The sequence below is a fragment of the Synechococcus sp. UW106 genome (genome assembly GCF_900474015.1).
Classification (GTDB): Bacteria; Cyanobacteriota; Cyanobacteriia; order PCC-6307; family Cyanobiaceae; genus Parasynechococcus.
On the sequence record NZ_UCNV01000004.1, the window covers coordinates 39507 to 58833 of the forward strand.

Sequence of the window (19327 nt, forward strand, 5' to 3'; positions counted from 1 at the left end):
TCGGGTGTTGGGTTCAGAGCAGGGAATCCGGGTCAGGGCTTGCGTAAGCGCCCATCACTGTTGAGCAGCTCACGCGCTGATCCTCCCAGGCTGCTGCTCGGCATCAGCTTGGCTTCCGCCTTGGCCTGCTGTTCGAGCGATTCGGTTGGCTTTCCAGCCACCGATGGATTGTTGTCGCTGGTGTTCATTGGAAGATCGTTGTCGTTGTCAGCGGGCTCCTCCTGGGTTGGTGTTGGCTGGCTGGCCTCTGTCGTGGCTTGGTCCTGATCCAGGGGCGACTGTGGCGTCTCTTGATCGCTGTTCTTGGGGGCGATGGGATCGGTCTCTGTCTCTGTCTCTGTCTCTGTCTCTGTCTCGGCCTCTGTCTCGGCCTCGATCTCGACTGGCGTCAGTTGTGGTGGCTGTTCTGCTTTCTGTGGAGCCTCTTTCGGTTGTTCGACCGTTTCCGGCCTCTCTGGCTCAGGTGATCCGCTTAAGCGGGCGAGCTGGCTCTCATTGAGGCGCGATCGCATCCAGCCCGGCTTGGGACCTGATGGAGCCTTCAGGTGAACCAGCTGATTGTTGAACACGGGTGTGATCGGCTCGCCCAGCCCATTCAGAAGTTCCATCTGAATGTCGTGACTGCTTGCGCCATTCGATCCTTTGAGCCACAGGGCCTCCTGGTGATCGACCAGAAAGCTGTCCCCATCAATGCTGATGCGTAGACGCCAGCGTCCATCCCCCTCACGCAGGTTTTGGAGCGGAGCATTCCAAAGGAGCCAGTCCACCAGAAGTGGTTGCAGGCCTTGTTCTCCAGCGGGTGGAACAGGAACCAGCCAAGGTGCATCCCGGTCGGGTTGCGTGCCCTGAAGTTTTTGCCAGAGGTGGACGCGGCCCTGGATGGAGGCCCCTGGTGACTGAACGGCTTCCCCCCAGGGATAAGCAGCCCAGGCGCTGAACCGGTGACTGCCCGCTTCCAGATCGTCAATGCGGACTGTCAGGCGGTTGCCATCGCTATCGCTTAGCCGTAGGGGAGAACGGTCATCGATCTGGATGGCGATGTGGGGGCCCAGACCCAGTTCGGGGTCGTTGCTCAGGGGCCAGTCATCGATCTCGAAACTCAGCTCAAGCTCTTGTGTCGCAACGATGGTGTCGTTTCTTGGATCCACCAACCGCAGGGATGGACGGTGCCGTTGCAGCTCCTGCCGCAGCTGTTGCACCGCCCCTGGTGGGGCCACTTCCTGGAGCTTTCCGCTGGGGCTGGAGCTCGGTAGGGGCTTTGCGCCGGAGCCGACATCGCGGTTGAAGAATCCAGCTCGTGCATGAACTGGCAATCCGGCGCTCAGCAGCACCACAGCTGTCAGCAGAACAGCCCATATCGACTTCAGGCCAGGGCGAAGCATTGGGCATGAACAGATCTGATCATTCTGAACAATCAACCCTTCAATGTCACAGTTTTGGTTATTTAAGGAGAATATTTGCACGAAATTGTATTGCTTACTGGTTGAGATCTTCATTGTTTGACTGATTCTCGGTCTTCTGCAGACGCCTGTCGCTGACTGGCCCGCCATGGGATTGAACCTTTGTAACTCAGTGCCCTTTAACCCCCACCTCCGCACCTATGCTTCCGCCAGCGGTCCCCTCTGTGGGGCCCCAGCTTCAGTGCAGCCAAGGGGTTTCGGCTCCCTGTCTCACTGACGCCCTGACGCCGATTCCCTGTGGATTGGTGTCCGGGGCCCCGGTGAATTCCGATTCGCCGGAGGGGTGGCCCACCACCTCGAATCCCGTCCCTCGAGGAACGACTCGATGACCATCAGCCCACCAGAGCGTGGGAGTGACGCGAAGAGCCAGGTCGAGAAGGTTGACAATCCTGCAACCTTTGAATTGTTCGGCAAGCCCGGACATTTCGACCGCGCCCTCGCGAAAGGTCCCAAAACCACCACCTGGGTTTGGAACCTTCACGCCAACGCTCACGACTTCGACGCTCACACGAGCGACCTGCAAGAGGTCTCTCGGCGGATTTTCTCCGCACATTTCGGCCACCTGGCCGTCATCTTCATCTGGCTCAGCGGTGCCTTCTTCCACGGCGCACGCTTCTCCAACTATTCCGGTTGGCTTGCCGACCCCACCCATGTGAAGCCAAGTGCCCAGCAAGTCTGGGCTGTCTTTGGCCAAGACATCCTTAATGGAGACATGGGTGCCGGGTTCCAAGGCATCCAAATCACCTCAGGCCTCTTCCAGATGTGGCGGGCCTGGGGCATCACCAGTGAAACCCAGCTCATGGCTTTGGCCATCGGTGCTCTGGTGATGGCCGGCCTGATGCTCAACGCTGGTGTTTTCCACTACCACAAGGCAGCGCCGAAGCTGGAGTGGTTCCAGAACGTTGAGTCGATGCTGAACCACCACCTAGCAGGTCTGCTGGGTCTCGGTTCACTGTCATGGGCAGGCCACCTGATCCACGTCTCGGCTCCTGTCACCAAGTTGATGGATGCCATTGATGCCGGCCAGCCGCTGGTTCTCAATGGCAAGACCATCGCTTCGGCTGCAGACATTCCGCTGCCGCACGAATTCTTCAACCAGGATCTGCTGGCTCAGTTGTACCCCGGCTTCAGCGCCGGTGTCGGTGCCTTCTTCTCCGGTAACTGGGCTGCCTACAGCGATTTCCTCACCTTCAAAGGTGGTCTAAATCCTGTGACTGGAAGCCTTTGGATGACGGATATCGCCCATCACCATGTGGCGATCGCCGTGATGTTCATCGTTGCCGGTCACATGTACCGGACCAACTGGGGCATCGGTCACTCCATCAAGGAGATTCACGAAGGCCAGAAGGGTGATCCCCTGCTGTTCCCTGCCACCAATGGTCACGACGGACTCTATGAGTTCATGACCACCTCCTGGCATGCCCAGCTGGCGGTCAACCTGGCCATCGGCGGCTCGGTGAGCATCATCGTCGCTCAGCACATGTACGCGATGCCTCCGTATCCGTACCAAGCGATCGACTATCCGACCCAGATTGGTCTCTTCACACACCACATTTGGATCGGCGGTTTCCTGATCGTTGGCGCCGGCGCTCACGCTGCCATTGCCATGGTGCGCGACTACGACCCCGCGAAGCACATCGACAACGTGCTCGATCGGGTTCTCAAGGCTCGCGACGCGATCATTAGTCACCTCAACTGGGTCTGCATCTGGCTCGGAGCCCATAGCTTCGGCCTGTATGTCCACAACGACACCATGCGTGCCTTGGGTCGTCCCCAGGACATGTTCAGCGATTCGGCTATCTCGATTCAGCCGATTTTTGCTCAGTGGATTCAGAACGTGCACGCCGCAGCTGCCGGTAGCACTGCTCCTAATGCCCTCGCGGGTGTGAGTGAAGTGTTCAACGGCTCTGTGGTCGCCGTGGGCGGCAAGGTCGCCGCGGCTCCCATGCCGCTCGGTACTGCCGACTTCATGGTTCACCACATTCACGCCTTCACGATTCACGTGACGGTACTGATCCTGCTGAAGGGTGTTCTTTATGCCCGCAGCTCTCGCCTTATTCCTGATAAGGCCAACCTGGGCTTCCGCTTCTCCTGCGATGGCCCCGGTCGTGGTGGCACCTGCCAGGTCTCCGCTTGGGACCATGTGTTCCTGGGCCTGTTCTGGATGTACAACTCCCTGTCGGTTGTGATCTTCCACTTCTCTTGGAAGATGCAGAGCGACATCTGGGGAACGGTGAATGCCGACGGTTCCGTCGCGCACATCACCAATGGCAACTTTGCTCAAAGTGCCATCACCATCAATGGCTGGCTGCGTGACTTCCTGTGGGCTCAGGCCGTTCAGGTGATCAACAGCTATGGCTCGAACACGGCTGCCTACGGAATCATGTTCCTAGGCGCTCACTTCGTGTTCGCCTTCAGCCTGATGTTCCTGTTCAGTGGCCGCGGCTACTGGCAGGAGCTGATCGAGTCCATTGTTTGGGCTCACAACAAACTGAAGGTGGCTCCCGCCATCCAGCCCCGTGCTCTTTCCATCATCCAAGGCCGTGCCGTGGGTGTTGCCCATTACCTCTTGGGCGGAATTGCGACCACGTGGGCTTTCTTCCACGCCCACATTCTTGTGGTCGGTTGACCTCACCTGACCTCTCCCTCTAATGGCAACGAAATTCCCTTCGTTCAGCCAGGGTCTGGCCCAGGACCCGACAACCCGTCGTATCTGGTACGGGATCGCCACGGCTCACGACTTCGAGAGCCATGACGGAATGACGGAGGAGCGCCTCTATCAGAAGCTCTTCTCCACCCATTTCGGTCACCTTGCGATCATCGGCCTGTGGGTTTCGGGAAACCTGTTCCACATCGCCTGGCAGGGCAACTTCGAGCAGTGGGTCGCCGACCCCCTGCACGTGCGCCCCATCGCTCACGCAATCTGGGATCCCCACTTTGGTCAAGGCGCCATTGACGCCTTCACTCAAGCGGGTGCTTCCTCCCCGGTGAACATCGCCTACTCAGGCCTGTATCACTGGTTCTACACAATCGGCATGAAGACAAATGCCGAGCTGTATCAGGGTTCCATCTTCATGATGATCCTGTCGGCTTGGGCCCTCTTCGCCGGCTGGCTGCATCTGCAGCCCAAGTTCCGTCCTTCCCTGGCCTGGTTCAAAAACGCTGAATCGCGTCTGAACCACCATCTGGCTGTTCTGTTCGGCTTCAGTTCCATCGCTTGGACCGGTCACCTGGTTCACGTTGCGATCCCCGAAGCCCGCGGTCAGCACGTTGGATGGGACAACTTCCTCAACGTTCTGCCTCACCCTGCCGGTCTTGGACCCTTCTTCTCCGGTAACTGGGGTGTGTATGCCGAAAATCCCGATTCTCTGAATCAGGTCTTCGGTAGTTCCGAAGGTGCCGGCACCGCCATCCTCACCTTCCTTGGTGGCTTCCACCCTCAGACAGAAGCTCTCTGGCTGACGGACATCGCCCACCACCACCTGGCCATCGGTTGCATCTTCGTGATCGCCGGCCACATGTACCGGACCAACTTCGGTATCGGTCACTCCATCAAGGAGATCCTTGAAACCCACAACCCTCCCCAGGGCACTCCTGGTGATCTGGGTGCGGGCCACAAAGGTCTCTACGACACCATCAACAACAGCCTGCACTTCCAGCTTGGTCTGGCTCTCGCCTCCCTTGGCGTGATCACCAGCCTCGTGGCGCAGCACATGTACTCGATGCCGTCGTATGCCTTCATCGCGAAGGACTACACAACCCAGGCAGCCCTGTACACCCATCACCAGTACATCGCCATTGCGCTGATGTGTGGTGCCTTTGCTCACGGTGCGATCTTCTTCATCCGTGACTACGACCCCGAAGCCAATAAGGACAACGTCCTGGCTCGGATGCTCGAGCACAAAGAAGCGATCATCAGTCACCTGAGCTGGGTCTCCCTGTTCCTCGGATTCCACACACTTGGTCTCTACGTCCACAACGATGTGGTCGTTGCCTTCGGTACCCCCGAGAAGCAGATTCTGGTTGAGCCCGTTTTCGCCCAGTTCGTACAGGCCGCCTCTGGCAAGGCCATGTATGGAATGGACGTGCTGCTCTCCAATGCCTCCAGCTCAGCCAGCCTTGCGTCCCAGAACATTCCTGGTGACCACTACTGGCTTGATGCCATCAACGGCAACACCGATGTGTTCCTGCCGATCGGCCCTGGTGACTTCCTTGTTCACCATGCCATCGCTTTGGGTCTGCACACCACCACCCTCATCCTTGTGAAGGGTGCCCTGGATGCTCGCGGCTCCAAGTTGATGCCCGATAAGAAGGATTTCGGCTACTCCTTCCCCTGCGACGGCCCTGGCCGTGGCGGTACCTGCGACATCTCTGCTTGGGACGCCTTCTATCTGGCAGTCTTCTGGGCCCTGAACACCGTGGGTTGGCTGACCTTCTACTGGCACTGGAAGCACCTGGCGATCTGGTCAGGCAACGTCGCTCAGTTCAACGAATCCAGCACCTACCTGATGGGTTGGTTCCGTGACTACCTGTGGCTCAACTCCTCCCAGCTGATTAACGGTTACAACCCGTTTGGAAGCAACAACCTGGCCGTCTGGGCTTGGATGTTCCTCTTCGGTCACCTGGTATGGGCTACCGGTTTCATGTTCCTGATCTCCTGGCGGGGTTACTGGCAGGAACTGATCGAGACCATTGTCTGGGCACATCAGCGCAGCCCCATCGCCAACATGATGGGTTACCGCGACAAGCCTGTGGCACTCTCCATCGTTCAGGCCCGTGTTGTTGGTCTCGCCCACTTCACGGTCGGCTATGTACTGACGTACGCAGCCTTCCTGATAGCTTCGACTTCAGGAAAGTTCGGTTGATTCTTTCCTGATTCAACCTGCTACGAGTCGTTCCTCGTTTCACTTATCCCCATCCGGTCTTCCGGGTGGGGAATTTTTTATGGGAATGTCATTCCATAGAAATTTGGCAACTGATCATGATCTGTCAGTTGTTGCTAGCTAACTTGTTTGAGCTTGGCCTGATCCGCATCTGATCCGTCAAAACGCGCCATCACCGGTTCTGTTGCCCTGTTGCGACCGTTTATTCAACAGTGCTGAGGAGTGTGCACGGTTGTGGAGGCGGCTTGGCTGTGATTACAACGTCGTGCAGGTGTCGTCAGGCCCCCTTCGTGGACGTCTTAGGGTCGACCATCAGGATGGAATTTTGCTTGTTTCGATGCAAGCAGATCAGGCGTTGTTAGTGGAGGGCACACGTAACCCTCGCTGGTTGCCATTCACGATTGAACATACAGATAACTACAGCGATCACCGTCATTTTGGTGAGTCGTTGGCTCCGAATGCCCTGGCTGGATTCAATACCAAGATGAAGGAGACGTTAATGAGAACGTCTCCAGGTGGCAATCGGATTGGTGCTGCTCTTGTCGATCGTCGTCGCGTTGATACCTGGGTCGAACTGATGGGTGCATCCGAGATTGCTCATCGAATGGAGCACAACAACACAGCTATTCTTCCCCCAATAGTTCATCGCAAGTTGCGTCAGTTGATGGTGCTTCCCGCCTGGCAGGGTGCTGATGTGCCACGGCCTTTCCAGGCTGACTTCCTGGAAGCGCAGCTGATCGAGTCTCTTTCGCCAGAGACTTCAGCTCTGCTGCAGCCTGTGCAAAAAAACCATCACAGTGATCTTGTGCAGGAGTTGGTTCGCTTTTCCTTTCGATCGAGCATGACGCCCATCTCACTCAGCTCGGTGTGTGAGGCGCTGTTCACTACCAAGACAACCCTTACCGTGAGTTGTCGTGAAATGTTTGGCTATGGCCCGATGGCATTGATGCGTCGTATTCGGTTGCAGCAAGTGCACGAAGTGCTGTGTAATCCAGAGCTACGGCAACGGCTGGGATGTAACACCGTCCAGCAGACAGCCGAGCATTTTGGCTTTGCCAGTCGGAATCACTTCGCAAGTGCCTATCGCGATCTCTTCTCTGAGACACCGCGCAAGACCTTGTTGGCGTCCCGCTGAAAGATCAAGAAGACTGGCGACGAACTGTTTCCGTCCCCATCGCATTGGCTTTGCCTAGCCTCTGCAGTCGGATCAAGACAAGGCCGATTGTGGATGAATGGGAGCTTCTGTTGCGCAATGTTGGTGAGTGGCGCGGCTGGTTCGACACCATGGATCGATCGCTGCAACGCACCAAACGTCAGCCATCCCTATTGACGCTGCAACCGGCGCTCTCCGGCATCGCTCTTCATCTGACGTTGCTGTTGTGGCCGGAGGGGGAGGGATCTCCCCTCCAAAAACCCGCCGGCGAGCCTGATAAGCGGATCGTTCAAAGCTTCTTGCGCGTTGATCCAGATATGGGGGTCTTCGCTACGGGCAGCTTTTCCAGAGGCACGCTGCACCGGTCCAACTGGAAAACGCTCTATGCCGAATTCGGTTTTCTGCACAACGAACGGCGGCATCGGCTGGTACTGCTTTGGGACAGTGCAGGGCAGTTGGATCGGATCGTTTTGATCCGGGAGTTCCTTGTCGGGAGTTCAGCGGTCGAGTGTCCACCCTTGGAGGCCAATCAACTTATGGGGGACTGGCGTTGCGACATCAACTCACCAGGAGATGGCCTTCGTCTTGAAGCGGATGATCTTGAGCAGTGGGTCTTCTTGCCCGATGGAGGTGCGTTTCTGGCGCCGCTGCAGATTGATCCGAAACAGACATTCAGCATCGAAGCGCTTTGGTTGTCGAGTCCGACGCGTCTCGAGCGAATTGCGCGTCGTTATGCAATCAACGGTGCGCTGACGTCGGTGGATCATCAGCTGCTTACCCGTTGACGTCATTCCCCTCACGGGGTGTTGCTCAATGACTCACGTTCACCCCGTCCTTTATTGCTGAAAGCAATGTCGAGCGTGCGGAGGTAGGTGTGCAGTCCTGCATCCTGGATCGGCAGCACATAGGCGTCTGCGTCGGATTCATTGTGGTGTGAGTGCCAGTAGCCCGGGGGTGTCACGAAGGCTGCACCGGTCACCCAGTCTTCCCGGTGACCATTGCGGATCATTCCGTTCGCGTCCAGTTCGGTGCCAATCATCGTGTAGCACCCCGGTTGGCAGGCCACCGCAAAATCAAGAGCGATCGACTGGTGTCGATGCGGGCGTTGGATCTGACCTGCGGGGAGAATCCCCAACATGGCCCATAGGGTGTGGGTGACGGTGCGTGTTTGAGGGAATGCATCGTTGCCTAACAGCACACTCACCCGATTGGCGTTGGCTCCTCGAGGATTTTTGGCGATGGCATCCAGCTCAGCGCGAGCATCCTGATGGCTGTAGAAGCAGGGTTCAAACACCGGCTTCACTGTGCTGACGCCCAGATAACGAAGCAGGGGGGCATCGTGCACCCAGTAGAGGCCGGCGCGACCCTTGCTGCTATGGATCGCTTCCCCGCCCGCCGGAAGGACGAACGTATCTCCTGCGCTCCAGTGAAAAACCTGACCACAGGCTTCGGTTTGCCCACGGCCTCGGGCAACGAAGAACAGTTGACTGGTTGCATCCGCATTGGTGCGGAGTGCTCCTTGATCCAGTCGAATGAAATTGCCGCAGAGGGATGGACCGGTGGCCGGGCCCTCGCAATGCAAGTCGGCACTCAAATCAAGAGATTGAAGGGCCGTCCCGGCCTCATCAAAGAAACTGGCTGAAAAGCTCCGGTAGGGGATCGTGCTGATCAGCCCCTGCTGCAGGGGATTGGCCGCTGAGGTGTAGTCGAAGAACTGCGCCTGGGAACTGGTTGCCGTCGTTGCCCGCGGGGTGATGGTCATCTTTCCTTCCAGCAGCAGAACCATTGGATCGAGGCCGCACCCTACGCGGTGGGCATTCGATCGCGTTTCAACAGCAGGTAGACGGCAGGGACTGCAAACAGGGACAGCAAAGAGGCCACTAGCAGTCCACTGAAGACCACGGTGCCGATGCTGATCCGGCTGGCGGCTCCAGTGCCCTGGGCGAGCAGAAGAGGCAGGAAACCCGCCAAGGATGTGACCGCTGTCAGCAGGATTGGGCGCATCCGGTTCACGGCAGCGTCGATCACGGCTTGGCGCAGTTCCAGGCCTGCTGCAAGCCGTTGGTTGGCGAATTCCACGATCAAAATTCCGTTCTTGGCCGCCAGGCTCACCAGCACCAGGAGTCCCATCTGGCCGTATACATCCAGTGGAAGGCCCCGCAATTTCAAGCCGATCAGAGCTCCGAGCAGAGCCATCGGCACCGTCAGCAGAATGATCAACGGATCGACGAAACTCTCGTAGAGCGCGGCCAGAAGCAGATACACCACAGTCACCCCAAGGGCGAACAGCACCCAGGTCACCTGCGCAGCCCTTTGTTCTTCCAACGCAAGGCCTGTGAAGGCCAACCCGATGTTGCTGCCTCCAATCCGATCTCCTGCCTTGGTTAGAGCGTCGATGGCTTCACCGCTGCTGACCATTGGAGCGGGGATGGCGGTGATGCGGATCGCTCGGTTGAGTCCGAAATGGCGAATGTTGTTGACGCCCTCCTCCCGGCTCAAGCTGGCCACTGTTGCCACGGACACAAGCTCACCGCTGCGATTCCGCACCATTAGGCCGGTGAGATCTTCGGGGCGACGTCGCTCGCGGCCATCCAGCTGCAGAACAATCGAGCGGATCCGACCGCCGTCGAAGGTGTCGTCGATGTAGCGGCCACCGAAGGCTGTGCCGATTTCCCGCAGTGTTGCGCCGTAGTCGAGGTCGAGAGCGGCCAGTTGGTCGCGATCGAGCTCCAGGCGCCAGCGGGGGAAACTGGCATCGAAGCGGGTGCTCACCCGTTCAAATCTGTCTGTCGCTTGAGCCGTTTGAATGAACTCTTGGGCGACTCGGCCGAATTGCTCCAGGCTTAATTGGCCGCCGCTGCGGTCCAGCAGTTCAAGAGAGAGTCCTGATTCACTGCTGAAGCCCCGCACTGCCGGAGGGGTAATCAGCACGACCCTGGCATCGCCGACCCGTTGCTGAATCTTGCGGTTGAGACGACGTTTGATGGCACCACTGCTCTGCTCAACGCCGGGCCGATCCTTCAGGGCTTGCAGTCGCAGGTAGAAGGAACCTCGGTCTTCTCCGCTCTGTCCGAACGAACTGCCGGCATAGAAGTTGCCGGTGCGCACCAGCGGTTCTTCGCTGACGACGCGCCGGATGTCGTCCATCACGGCCACGCTGCGCTCGAGGCTGGCGCCGTCGGGAAGGGTGAAGTAGCCGCGGATCTGACCTTGGTCGTCATCGGGAATGAAAGCTGTCGGCATCACCGCCAACCCTGAGGCTGTGATGACAAGGCCGCTCAGCAGCACAAAGGCGATGAGCCGCTTTCGCTGCAGCCAGTGCTCGAGGTGCTTCGCGTATTGGCATTGCAGTGTTTGCATTCCCTCCCGAAGCCAGCGGCTGAGCTTGCCGATGGCCCCAGGAAGACGGCCACCACCTGGACCCAACACACGGGCGCAGGCCATCGGGGTGAAGCTGAGCGCATTCAAGGTGGAGAACAGAATCGCTCCGCTGATGGCCAGGGCGATGGGTTGATAAAGGCGTCCAATCGATCCAGGAATGAGCAGCACGGGAAGGAACACGGCTGCCAACACCAATGAGGTGGCCACAACAGCAGTCGCCAGCTCAGCCATTGCGTCTTCCGCCGCCTGTTCGGGGGGGGTGCCCTGTTCGATGCGTCCGGCGATGTCTTCGCTTACGACGATGGCGTCATCCACAACGATCCCGGTGGCCAGCACCAGCCCAAACAGGATCAGGCTGTTGAGGTTGGAACCGCTCAGCTTCACAAGGCTGAGGCTTCCCACCAGCGCCACCGGCACGGCAAGGCCAGGGATCAGGGCGAGTCGCCATCGGCCCAAAAACAGCACCAGCACGACCAGCACCAGCAGCACGGCATCGCGCAAAGTGATGAAGGTGCGATCAAGGTTGGCCTCAACCGTGTCGGCCACATCAACGATCATCGAAAGTTCGATGCCCGGCGGGAAGCTCGGTCCCAACTGCTGCAACTTGCGCTTGATCGCCCTGCTCACCTCCAGGGCATTGGCCCCGTCACGCTGGTAGATCCCCACGGCGACGGAGCGCTCCCCGTCCAAATTCATGGCCTCTCGTCCGTAGTTGCGCTGTCCGAGGGCAACCCGTCCCACATCCTTCAGTCGCAGCAGCCCGCCGTTGTCCAGCCGGCGCAACACGAGATTCTCGAAATCCGACCTGCTGCGGAGGCGCCCCTCCGCTTCCACCGGAAGGCTCAGCAGCTGGCCCGATGGAACAGGGGCCGCCCCAATGCTGCCAACGGCAGCCAAAACATTCTGTTCAGCCAGGGCTCGGCTGACATCGCCAAGGGTCAGGTTGGTTTGTTCGAGGCGTTGCGGATCCAGCCACAGGCGAAAGGAGAGTTCACTGCTGCCGAAGATCTGCACATCGCCGATGCCTGGTGTTGTGAGCAGTGCGTCGCGCAGGGTCTGGTCCAGCCAACCTGTGAGAAAAGTCGGGACGTATTGATCGGGTGGGTGGCTGAACCCCAAGATCATCAACAGGTCTTCCGAGGAGCGACGCACCTGGAGTCCCTGGCGCGTCACCGCTTGAGGCAACCGGCGGCTGGCGAGGTTGACCTCGTTCTGCACCTTGATGGCATTCAGCTCGGGATCTCCCGCGTTGAATCGCATCGAGATGCTGGCGCCGCCTTGCCTGCTGGTTGAGCTGATGCTTTCGACCCCTTCAAGGCCATTCAGCTGTTGTTCCAACACCCGTGTCACGCTCTGCTCCACCACCTCTGGCGAAGCCGCAGGGAAGTTGGCGTTAACGCTGACGCGGGTGGGCGCGAGTGGCGGAAGATCCTCTAGTCCCAGGCCGAACAGCGCTGTGCAGCCCGCCAGAAGGATCAGCAGGCTGCAGACGACCGTAAGGACCGGCCGTCGGAGAAACGGCTGGGAGATCGACCGCACCTGGACGTCTCAAAAGTGTGTGGATCTTGGCAGGAAAAATCCCCCGATTGCCTGCGGGGCAAGCAACCGGGGGATTAATGGTTTGGGTGAAGGGCTCGGGTGAATGAATTCAGCCGACGCTCCAGACACCAGCAGCGATCTTGAACAGATCCTGAACGTGAACGGTGTTGCAGAGGAACCAGGCAAAAACGGCGCCGCCGCAGCCACCAAGCCAGAACCCACTGGTGAAGTCGGACCAACCTGTGCGGGTGAAGAGGTCGGCGGGAGGATTCTCAACCGTGACGTCTGCTGGGGGGATGTTGGGTTGCTTGCCGGGCTGGTTGTACAGCAAGAACAGCAGGCTGAGGATGTGAACAGCACCAATGGCGGCCAGCAGACCGGCGGTTTGCTGATACTCGGTGGCACGCAAAGGGCCACAGATGGTGAACGGTCCGAAGAGCAGATAACCGAAAGCTGCGCCCGTTTCCAGGCCACGGAAGTTCGGGGAAATCCCAGGGCGGTACAGGGGCAGGTTGTTGATCAGTCCCTTGATGAAATAACCGCTGTTGACGGGGGTCGCAAGATTGCCGACGCAGGGATCAGCAGCAGGAGTGACAGTCATGAGTTACGAGTGCTGAGGGGTTGAAACGATCCGCAGTTCGCGGTCACTCGGCAGCGGTGATCACTCGACCAACAAGGACGATGAACACTGCGGGAAAAACGATTCCGGTGATGGGCACAAAAATCGCAGGCAGCCAGGCAGCAGCGAAATCTCCAGTCATGTCGAGGCCAAAAGCTTCGCAGCTACTGTAAGGAGGTCCGATCTGACGACCTGCTTTAGGTCGCACCGGCGACATAAAAGTTCAATCCGCATGCAGAACGTTCTCCTCCCTGGTGCCGTCGTCCTGCTCACGGTGGTGCTCTGGTTGCGCAGGAAACCGCTGAAGCCGATGCTCTCCAGCACCGATGCCAGTGGTGTTGCGCAGCTCAACCGTGCCCAGCTGGAACTGGTGATTGAGCCTGCATTTGTGGGGGATGTCGCTGATGGTTCGTTGGAGTCCTGGACGGCACCAACAAGCGAGCTGGAGCGTCTTGCTTTGCAGCGTCGCTTGAAAGCTGATATGGAGGCTGGGCCAGAGGAACGGTTGCTTGCCGTCCGTTTGGCGGCTCGATGGGGGCATCGTTCTGCGCTCCCCATGCTGCGCCAAGCGCTGCGGGACAGTGATTCACGTGTGGTGGAAGAGGCAGCAGCAGCGATCGCACCTTTTCGCTCTGCTCCAGCTGCTGTTTCGATCCGTCAGCCGGCTCGGCCACCTCGCAACGTTTCACGGATGCGGTAGATCGGCCTGCCCTGGCTTTCGTGATACGTGCGGATCAGCAGTTCTCCAAGGAGCCCGAAACAGAAGAGTTGAATTCCAGCGAGTCCAAGGACAACGGCCAGTGTGAGCAGAGGGCGGTTGGCGATGTCGCCACCCATCATTTTGATCGCCAGTAAGTAGGTGCTGGCAATCAAGCTGGCGGCAATCGCGAGCAAGCCCCCGAAGCCGAACACATACATCGGTCGGGTTAGGAACCGCTTCATGAACCAGACGGTGAGCAGATCCATCAACACCCGGAAGGTGCGGTCGATCCCGTACTTGCTGCTGCCGAACTGACGGGCACGGTGGTTCACCTTGACTTCGGTGATCCGTGCGCCTTCGATGAAGGCCAGGGCGGGAAGAAAGCGATGCAGCTCTCCATACAGCCGCATATCTGCCAGCACCTCCCGTCGATAGGCCTTCAGTGAGCAGCCGTAGTCATGAAGTCGCACGCCGGTCACCCGTCCGATCAAACGGTTGGCCATCCGGGAGGGCAATTTGCGTTGAAGCGCGGCGTCCTGGCGCTGATGGCGCCAGCCACTCACAAGGTCATATCCCTCTCGCAATTTGGCCAACAGCATTGGGATGTCGGCTGGATCGTTCTGAAGATCGCCATCCAGGCTGACGATGACCTCTCCACCAGCAACGTCAAACCCTGCTGCCATGGCTGCGGTCTGCCCATAGTTCTTGCGCAGCAGCACAGCCACTACTTCCGGTACGTCGCTGCTGACTTGTGCCAGCACCTCTGCGGTGCGGTCGCTGGATCCATCGTCGACAAGGACCAGTTCAAATGTCTCACCGGCTGGACGCAGTGCTGAGATGAGCTGGTTAACCAGATGGGGAAGGCTTTCCTCTTCGTTGTACAGCGGCACCACCACCGAGAGATTCAGAGGTGCACTCATGCCGGTCGCGCTGCGAGTCGCTCAACTTAAGCAGGGTCCCTGCCGATCCTGCTGACAGCGTCAGGAGAGATGGGATCCGTCATGGCAACGAACCACACGACCTGCGCTGCGAAATTCAGCTCGGTAATGGCAAGCGACCGGGTGTCGGTTGCGGCTGTGGAGACTGTCGATGCCGATTCCATTGCGCCCATGGGCCTGGCCTGAGCTGTGGCGATAGCGGCCATCGCCGAGATGAAGCCCCACATGGGTGCAACGCCGGCGTGTGCCGAAAAACAGCAGATCTCCCGGTTTCAGCAGGCTGTAATCGTCGGGGAGAGCAGCAATCGGTTGGCAGAACCGTTCTTGTTGGTAGGCGTCTCGTGGAATCCAAATGCCTTGGCTGGCGAAGGCCATTTGCATCAGGCCGGAACAATCCATGTCCGGCTCGGTGGTTCCGCCCCACAGATAGGTATTGGGCTGTTGCTGGGCGGTTTCGCTCCAGGCGAGCACGCCAGGCAGCTTCCGTTCAATTTCCGACTCGCTCAGCAGCGACGGGCTCCAGGGTGAGCATTGCTCAGCTCGCCCCAGGACAGCCTCAAGGTCCAACCAGCAGCGGTAACCATCCTCCAGCAGCTGCACGGCGATCCTGTTGCGCTGCTTCTCCAAGATGCGAAAGCGGCGTCCACGACAGGCCTGCGTGGTCAGATTCTCGCCATTAGGTCGCGCATAACCATTGACGTCCCCGCACAGCTGCCAGCTCGAACCTGCCTGAATCAGGTCTGGGGCCAGCAGGGTGCCTAACGTCGCCATGGCCCAATCGAATCGCTATGGCGTTCTACCGTCCCGATCCCGACATGGCGGCTCGGCTTGAGACGTCACTCGATGCGCTCGATGCAGACGGCCGTCCGGGGCTGCGCAACAGTTTGGCGATCACCTGGGTGCGGTACGCCGATGCTGCACCGGAGGCTGGTCAGGGCAGCGGCGCCTCCTGGAATCAGGACCGGATCCTCTATCCGGCCAGCGTGGTCAAACTGTTTTATGCCGTCGCCGTTGAGCAGTGGTTGCAGCGCGACCTGATCCCAGACGGTGATGAATTGCAGCGCGCCGTGCGCGACATGATCGCCGACTCCAGCAACGATGCCACTGGGCTCGTGGTTGATCTGCTCACGGGCACCACCAGCGGCCCTGCACTCCATGGCGATCGCTGGGAGCTCTGGACCCAGCAGCGTCGCTTGATCAATGCCTGGCTGAAGAGCTTGGCGTGGCCAGAGCTGGAGGCGGTGAATTGCTGTCAGAAGACCTGGGGAGATGGTCCCTATGGCCGGGAGAAAATCTTCTATGGAGCCGACAACAGCAACCGCAATGGCTTGTCCACCGTCGCGACAGCCCGGATGTTGGAGGCCGTCATGACCGGTGCGGTGGTGTCGCCGCCGGCATGTCGTCGGCTGCAAGGTCTGTTGCAGCGCTCGCTGGATCAGCAGCAGCGGCGTGCTGATCCTGAGAACCAGGTGGATGGGTTCCTCGGCGAGGGCTTACCCGAGGAAGCACAACTGTGGAGCAAGGCCGGCTGGATGAGTCAGGCCCGTCATGATGCGGCTTGGTTTAAGGCTCCCGATCAGCAGCCACCGACCTTGCTGGTGGTGTTCACAACGGGTCCTGATCGCGCCAGGGATGCATCCCTTTTGCCGGAGTTGGCACGGCAACTCAGCCAATTCACCAGCTCCGAGGAGCGGGTGAATTAAGCACATGAGCTTGGAACGGAGAGGGAGGGATTCGAACCCTCGACAGAAGTTGCCTCCTGTAACTCCTTAGCAGGGAGCCGCTTTCAACCACTCAGCCACCTCTCCAGCGGCGCACCCAGAGTACCAACTGCTGGGCAGTTGGTCAGACTTCCACGCGGGGCAGGCGTCGTTTGAAACCGCAGAGGATTTCCCAGGGAATCGAACCGCAGTGATCGCTCCAACGTTGAGGGCTCAATTCAAGGTCGCCGTCTCGACCAAGCAAGGTGACGATGTCGCCTTCTTTCAGTTCGGGTGCATCGGTGGCATCAATCAGAAGCTGGTCCATGGTGATGGCCCCCACCTGCGGGAGCAGGCGATTCCGATTTATGGCATGAATGTGCCCGCTGAGAGACCGCAGAACGCCATCGGCATAGCCCAGGCCCACCACCGCTAGTCGGGAGGGGCGCTGAGTGACGAAGCGATGGCCGTAGCTGACGCCTGTTCCGGCGGGGACTGCGCGGATGAGGCTGACCCGGGCACGTACGGCCAGGGCTGGTTGCAGGGGAATGACGTCGCTCAGGTGGGCAGCAGGGGCATGGCCGTACAAGGCCAGGCCGACGCGGACGAGGTCGTGGTGCAGCTCACGATTGAGCAAGGTTCCAGCGGAGTTGGCTAGATGGCGGGTGATGCTGTCGCCCTCTTGTGGCACGGCCGACAGCATGCTGACGAAGCGATCCTGCTGGATGCTTGTCAGGGAATCGTCGGGTTCGTCTGCACAGGCCAGATGGCTGTAGATACCCACCAGATTCAGATGTTCCAGGCTTTGAAGCCCCGCTGCGGTCTGATGACTGTCGCTGAGGGAGCAGCCCAGCCGGGCCATGCCGGTGTCGATCTTCAGCTGCACGTCGAAACGTCGACCACTGTCGGCTGCAAGGGCGTTGCACAGCTGGGCATCGCTGAGGCTGCTCAGGGTGGGCATCAATCGCCAGTGCAGACAGGTGTGTAGGTCGTCCGGTTCGTGGAGGTTGCTCAGCAACAGCACCGGTGCCTCCAGACCAGCCCGGCGCAGCTCGAGGCCTTCCTGGAGTGTGGCTACTCCAAGGCTGGTGGCTCCCCCCTGGAGTGCTGCTCGTGCCACGGTCTCGGCGCCATGGCCATAGCCATCGGCCTTCACAACCGCCATCAACTGGGTGCGAGGGCCAAGGTGATGGCAGAGAGCCCTGGTATTGGCCCGAATCGCTGCAGGTGAGACTTCCACCCAGGCGCGCTGACGTGGATTCAGCTCCGGAATCACAGGCGGTGCTCGGCGCTACCGAGACGGCTTAATGTGGCCGATAGCATGACGCTTATTGAGTGAGCTGGCATGGGCCAGGTTCTCGTTCTCAATGCGTCCTATGAGCCGCTCAATATCACCACCTGGAGGCGGGCGGTGGTGATGATGCTGAAGGGAAAGGCCGAAGGTCTGGAACATGACCCCTGTCGGCAACTTCGTCAGGGCACCCACCTGCCGACCGTGATTCGATTGCGTCAATACGTACGGGTGCCCTTCCGCCAGCTGCCCCTGACGCGTCGCAACGTGTTTCAGCGGGACAACCACACTTGCCAGTACTGCGGCAGTCGTGACGATCAGTTGTCGATCGACCATGTGATGCCACGAAGTCGTGGAGGCGGCGACACCTGGGAAAACGTGACAACAGCCTGCCTCAGCTGCAATGTGCGCAAGGGCAACCGCACGCCAAAGGAGGCTGCCATGCCTCTGAGCCATGTGCCGCGCCGTCCGGCCAGCAGCCTCAGTTTCGAGGCCCGACGTCAGATCCATTCAGGCCATCACCAGGAATGGGCGAAATACGTCATCGGTTCTTGAACGTCAGGCGTCGGTTTGTTCGCTCAGGGCTTCGAGTTTCTGACGTTGTTCTTCGGCGATGCAGGCACCGATCAGGTCCTCCAATTGGCCCTCCAGCACAGGCTCCAGCGTGAAGTTCCGGCCCAGCCGGTGATCGGTGGTTCGGTTGTCCTTGTAGTTGTACGTGCGGATTTTTTCGGAGCGGTCTCCACTGCCGACCTGAGCGCGTCGGTTGCTGCTTTCCCGTTCCGCAGCAGCAGCTTCTTCCCGCTCCAGCAATTTGGCCCGGAGGATGTCCAGGGCCCGTTCCCGGTTCTGTAACTGGGAGCGTTCCTGGGTGCAGAACACGCGGATGCCGGTGGGTTTGTGGAGGAGGTCCACTGCGGTTTCCACCTTGTTGACGTTCTGTCCCCCTGCACCACCCGAGCGGGCGGTGCTGATCTCCAGATCCTTTGGATCGAGCTGAACTTCCACCGCATCGGCTTCCGGCATCACTGCCACAGTGGCGGTGGAGGTGTGAACCCGCCCCTGGGATTCCGTAGCCGGGACGCGTTGAACCCGATGGACCCCCGCTTCAAATTTCAGTTGGCTGTACACGCTGTCGCCGCGTACCGAAAGGATCAGCTCTCGAAACCCTCCCAGGTCGGCCTCCGTGCAGCTCATCGGCTGCACCGCCCAGCCCACCTTCTGACTGTAACGCTCGTACATCCGAGCCAGATCACCGGCCCAGAGACAAGCCTCATCGCCTCCTGCACCGGCTCGAATTTCGAGCATCACACTGCGCTCATCGCGGGGATCCCGCGGTAGCAGAGCCAGGGTGAGTCGCTCCGTAAGCGTTGTGTGCTTTTCCTGGAGGCTGACCAGTTCAACCTGGGCCAGTTCCTCCATCGCGGCATCACCGCGGCTGTCTTTGAGCAGCTGACGCGCTGAATCCCGCTCGTTCTCGAGCTTTTTCAGTTCCTCAAAATCGAGCACAAGCGGCTCAAGCCTTGATCGCTCCCGCGCAATCGATTCGAGCCGCTTTGGGTCAGCGGCTACATCAGGATCAGCCAGCTGCCGCTCGAGGTTGCGGAAGCTGGCTGTGGCCGTTTCCAGCCGAGAAAACAACGTCGAGGCGTCCATGCCCCGT

Annotated in this window: 16 protein-coding genes and 1 tRNA gene; 7 read left to right on the plus strand and 10 right to left on the minus strand. The window is 59.5% G+C overall.

The window, feature by feature from the left end:
• Positions 1 to 32 precede the first annotated feature (32 nt).
• Positions 33 to 1382: a hypothetical protein gene (locus tag DXY30_RS03090; protein ID WP_115093351.1), complete on the minus strand. Its 1350-nt coding sequence runs from the start codon at positions 1380 to 1382 to the stop codon at positions 33 to 35.
• 403 nt (positions 1383 to 1785) lie between these two features.
• On the opposite strand from DXY30_RS03090, the gene psaA reads away from it, so the two are divergent.
• The 4 genes from psaA (at position 1786) to DXY30_RS03110 (ending at position 8281) form a co-directional block, all read left to right on the plus strand.
• Positions 1786 to 4089 carry a photosystem I core protein PsaA gene (gene psaA / locus DXY30_RS03095; RefSeq protein ID WP_115022747.1) on the plus strand — a complete coding sequence of 768 codons (2304 nt, stop codon included), beginning with the start codon at positions 1786 to 1788 and terminating at the stop codon, positions 4087 to 4089.
• 22 nt (positions 4090 to 4111) lie between these two features.
• Complete coding sequence (psaB, locus tag DXY30_RS03100; RefSeq protein WP_115093352.1) at positions 4112 to 6325, plus strand: photosystem I core protein PsaB; 2214 nt, start codon at positions 4112 to 4114, stop codon at positions 6323 to 6325.
• A 502-nt stretch (positions 6326 to 6827) separates the two neighbouring features.
• Positions 6828 to 7478, plus strand: a complete 651-nt coding sequence (locus DXY30_RS03105) for a helix-turn-helix transcriptional regulator (RefSeq protein ID WP_206749516.1) — start codon at positions 6828 to 6830, stop codon at positions 7476 to 7478.
• A 44-nt stretch (positions 7479 to 7522) separates the two neighbouring features.
• Entirely contained in the window at positions 7523 to 8281 is a 759-nt protein-coding gene (locus DXY30_RS03110) for a DUF3598 family protein (RefSeq protein WP_244281228.1), read from the plus strand.
• Between the two features lie 11 nt (positions 8282 to 8292).
• On the opposite strand, the gene DXY30_RS03115 is transcribed toward DXY30_RS03110, so the two are convergent.
• The 4 genes from DXY30_RS03115 to DXY30_RS03130 form a co-directional block, all read right to left on the minus strand.
• Positions 8293 to 9258, minus strand: coding sequence for a cupin (locus DXY30_RS03115; protein WP_115093438.1), 966 nt, complete (start codon positions 9256 to 9258; stop codon positions 8293 to 8295).
• 41 nt (positions 9259 to 9299) lie between these two features.
• Positions 9300 to 12416 (minus strand): efflux RND transporter permease subunit, encoded by a 3117-nt coding sequence (locus tag DXY30_RS03120; RefSeq protein ID WP_115093354.1) that lies wholly within the window; start codon positions 12414 to 12416, stop codon positions 9300 to 9302.
• A gap of 109 nt (positions 12417 to 12525) precedes the next feature.
• On the minus strand, positions 12526 to 13017 hold the full coding sequence (locus DXY30_RS03125; protein WP_115022755.1) for a photosystem I reaction center protein subunit XI: 492 nt from the start codon (positions 13015 to 13017) through the stop codon (positions 12526 to 12528).
• Between the two features lie 43 nt (positions 13018 to 13060).
• Positions 13061 to 13177 carry a photosystem I reaction center subunit VIII gene (locus DXY30_RS03130; protein WP_006851672.1) on the minus strand — a complete coding sequence of 39 codons (117 nt, stop codon included), beginning with the start codon at positions 13175 to 13177 and terminating at the stop codon, positions 13061 to 13063.
• 90 nt (positions 13178 to 13267) lie between these two features.
• On the opposite strand from DXY30_RS03130, the gene DXY30_RS03135 reads away from it, so the two are divergent.
• Positions 13268 to 13735 carry a HEAT repeat domain-containing protein gene (locus tag DXY30_RS03135; protein WP_115093355.1) on the plus strand — a complete coding sequence of 156 codons (468 nt, stop codon included), beginning with the start codon at positions 13268 to 13270 and terminating at the stop codon, positions 13733 to 13735.
• Here DXY30_RS03135 and DXY30_RS03140 read toward each other — a convergent pair.
• A complete protein-coding gene (locus DXY30_RS03140) occupies positions 13693 to 14655 on the minus strand; it encodes a glycosyltransferase family 2 protein (RefSeq protein ID WP_115093356.1) in 963 nt (320 codons plus the stop codon). The two genes, DXY30_RS03135 and DXY30_RS03140, sit on opposite strands and share 43 nt — an antisense overlap.
• Positions 14656 to 14715: 60 nt before the next feature.
• The gene (locus DXY30_RS03145; RefSeq protein ID WP_115093357.1) at positions 14716 to 15444 is read right to left on the minus strand and encodes a C40 family peptidase; all 729 of its coding nucleotides are present in this window, start codon (positions 15442 to 15444) and stop codon (positions 14716 to 14718) included.
• A 17-nt stretch (positions 15445 to 15461) separates the two neighbouring features.
• Here DXY30_RS03145 and DXY30_RS03150 point away from each other — a divergent pair, with 17 nt between their 5' ends.
• The gene (locus DXY30_RS03150) at positions 15462 to 16376 is read left to right on the plus strand and encodes a serine hydrolase (protein WP_115093358.1); all 915 of its coding nucleotides are present in this window, start codon (positions 15462 to 15464) and stop codon (positions 16374 to 16376) included.
• 16 nt (positions 16377 to 16392) lie between these two features.
• Here the strand turns inward: DXY30_RS03150 and DXY30_RS03155 are convergent.
• A tRNA-Ser gene (locus tag DXY30_RS03155) sits at positions 16393 to 16481 on the minus strand.
• A gap of 37 nt (positions 16482 to 16518) precedes the next feature.
• Positions 16519 to 17649 carry an alanine racemase gene (gene alr, locus DXY30_RS03160; protein ID WP_170951115.1) on the minus strand — a complete coding sequence of 377 codons (1131 nt, stop codon included), beginning with the start codon at positions 17647 to 17649 and terminating at the stop codon, positions 16519 to 16521.
• Between the two features lie 69 nt (positions 17650 to 17718).
• On the opposite strand from alr, the gene DXY30_RS03165 reads away from it, so the two are divergent.
• Positions 17719 to 18219, plus strand: coding sequence for an HNH endonuclease (locus tag DXY30_RS03165; protein ID WP_115093359.1), 501 nt, complete (start codon positions 17719 to 17721; stop codon positions 18217 to 18219).
• 3 nt (positions 18220 to 18222) lie between these two features.
• Here the strand turns inward: DXY30_RS03165 and prfA are convergent, their stop codons facing one another.
• Entirely contained in the window at positions 18223 to 19320 is a 1098-nt protein-coding gene (gene prfA / locus DXY30_RS03170; RefSeq protein WP_115093360.1) for a peptide chain release factor 1, read from the minus strand.
• Positions 19321 to 19327: the final 7 nt, after the last annotated feature.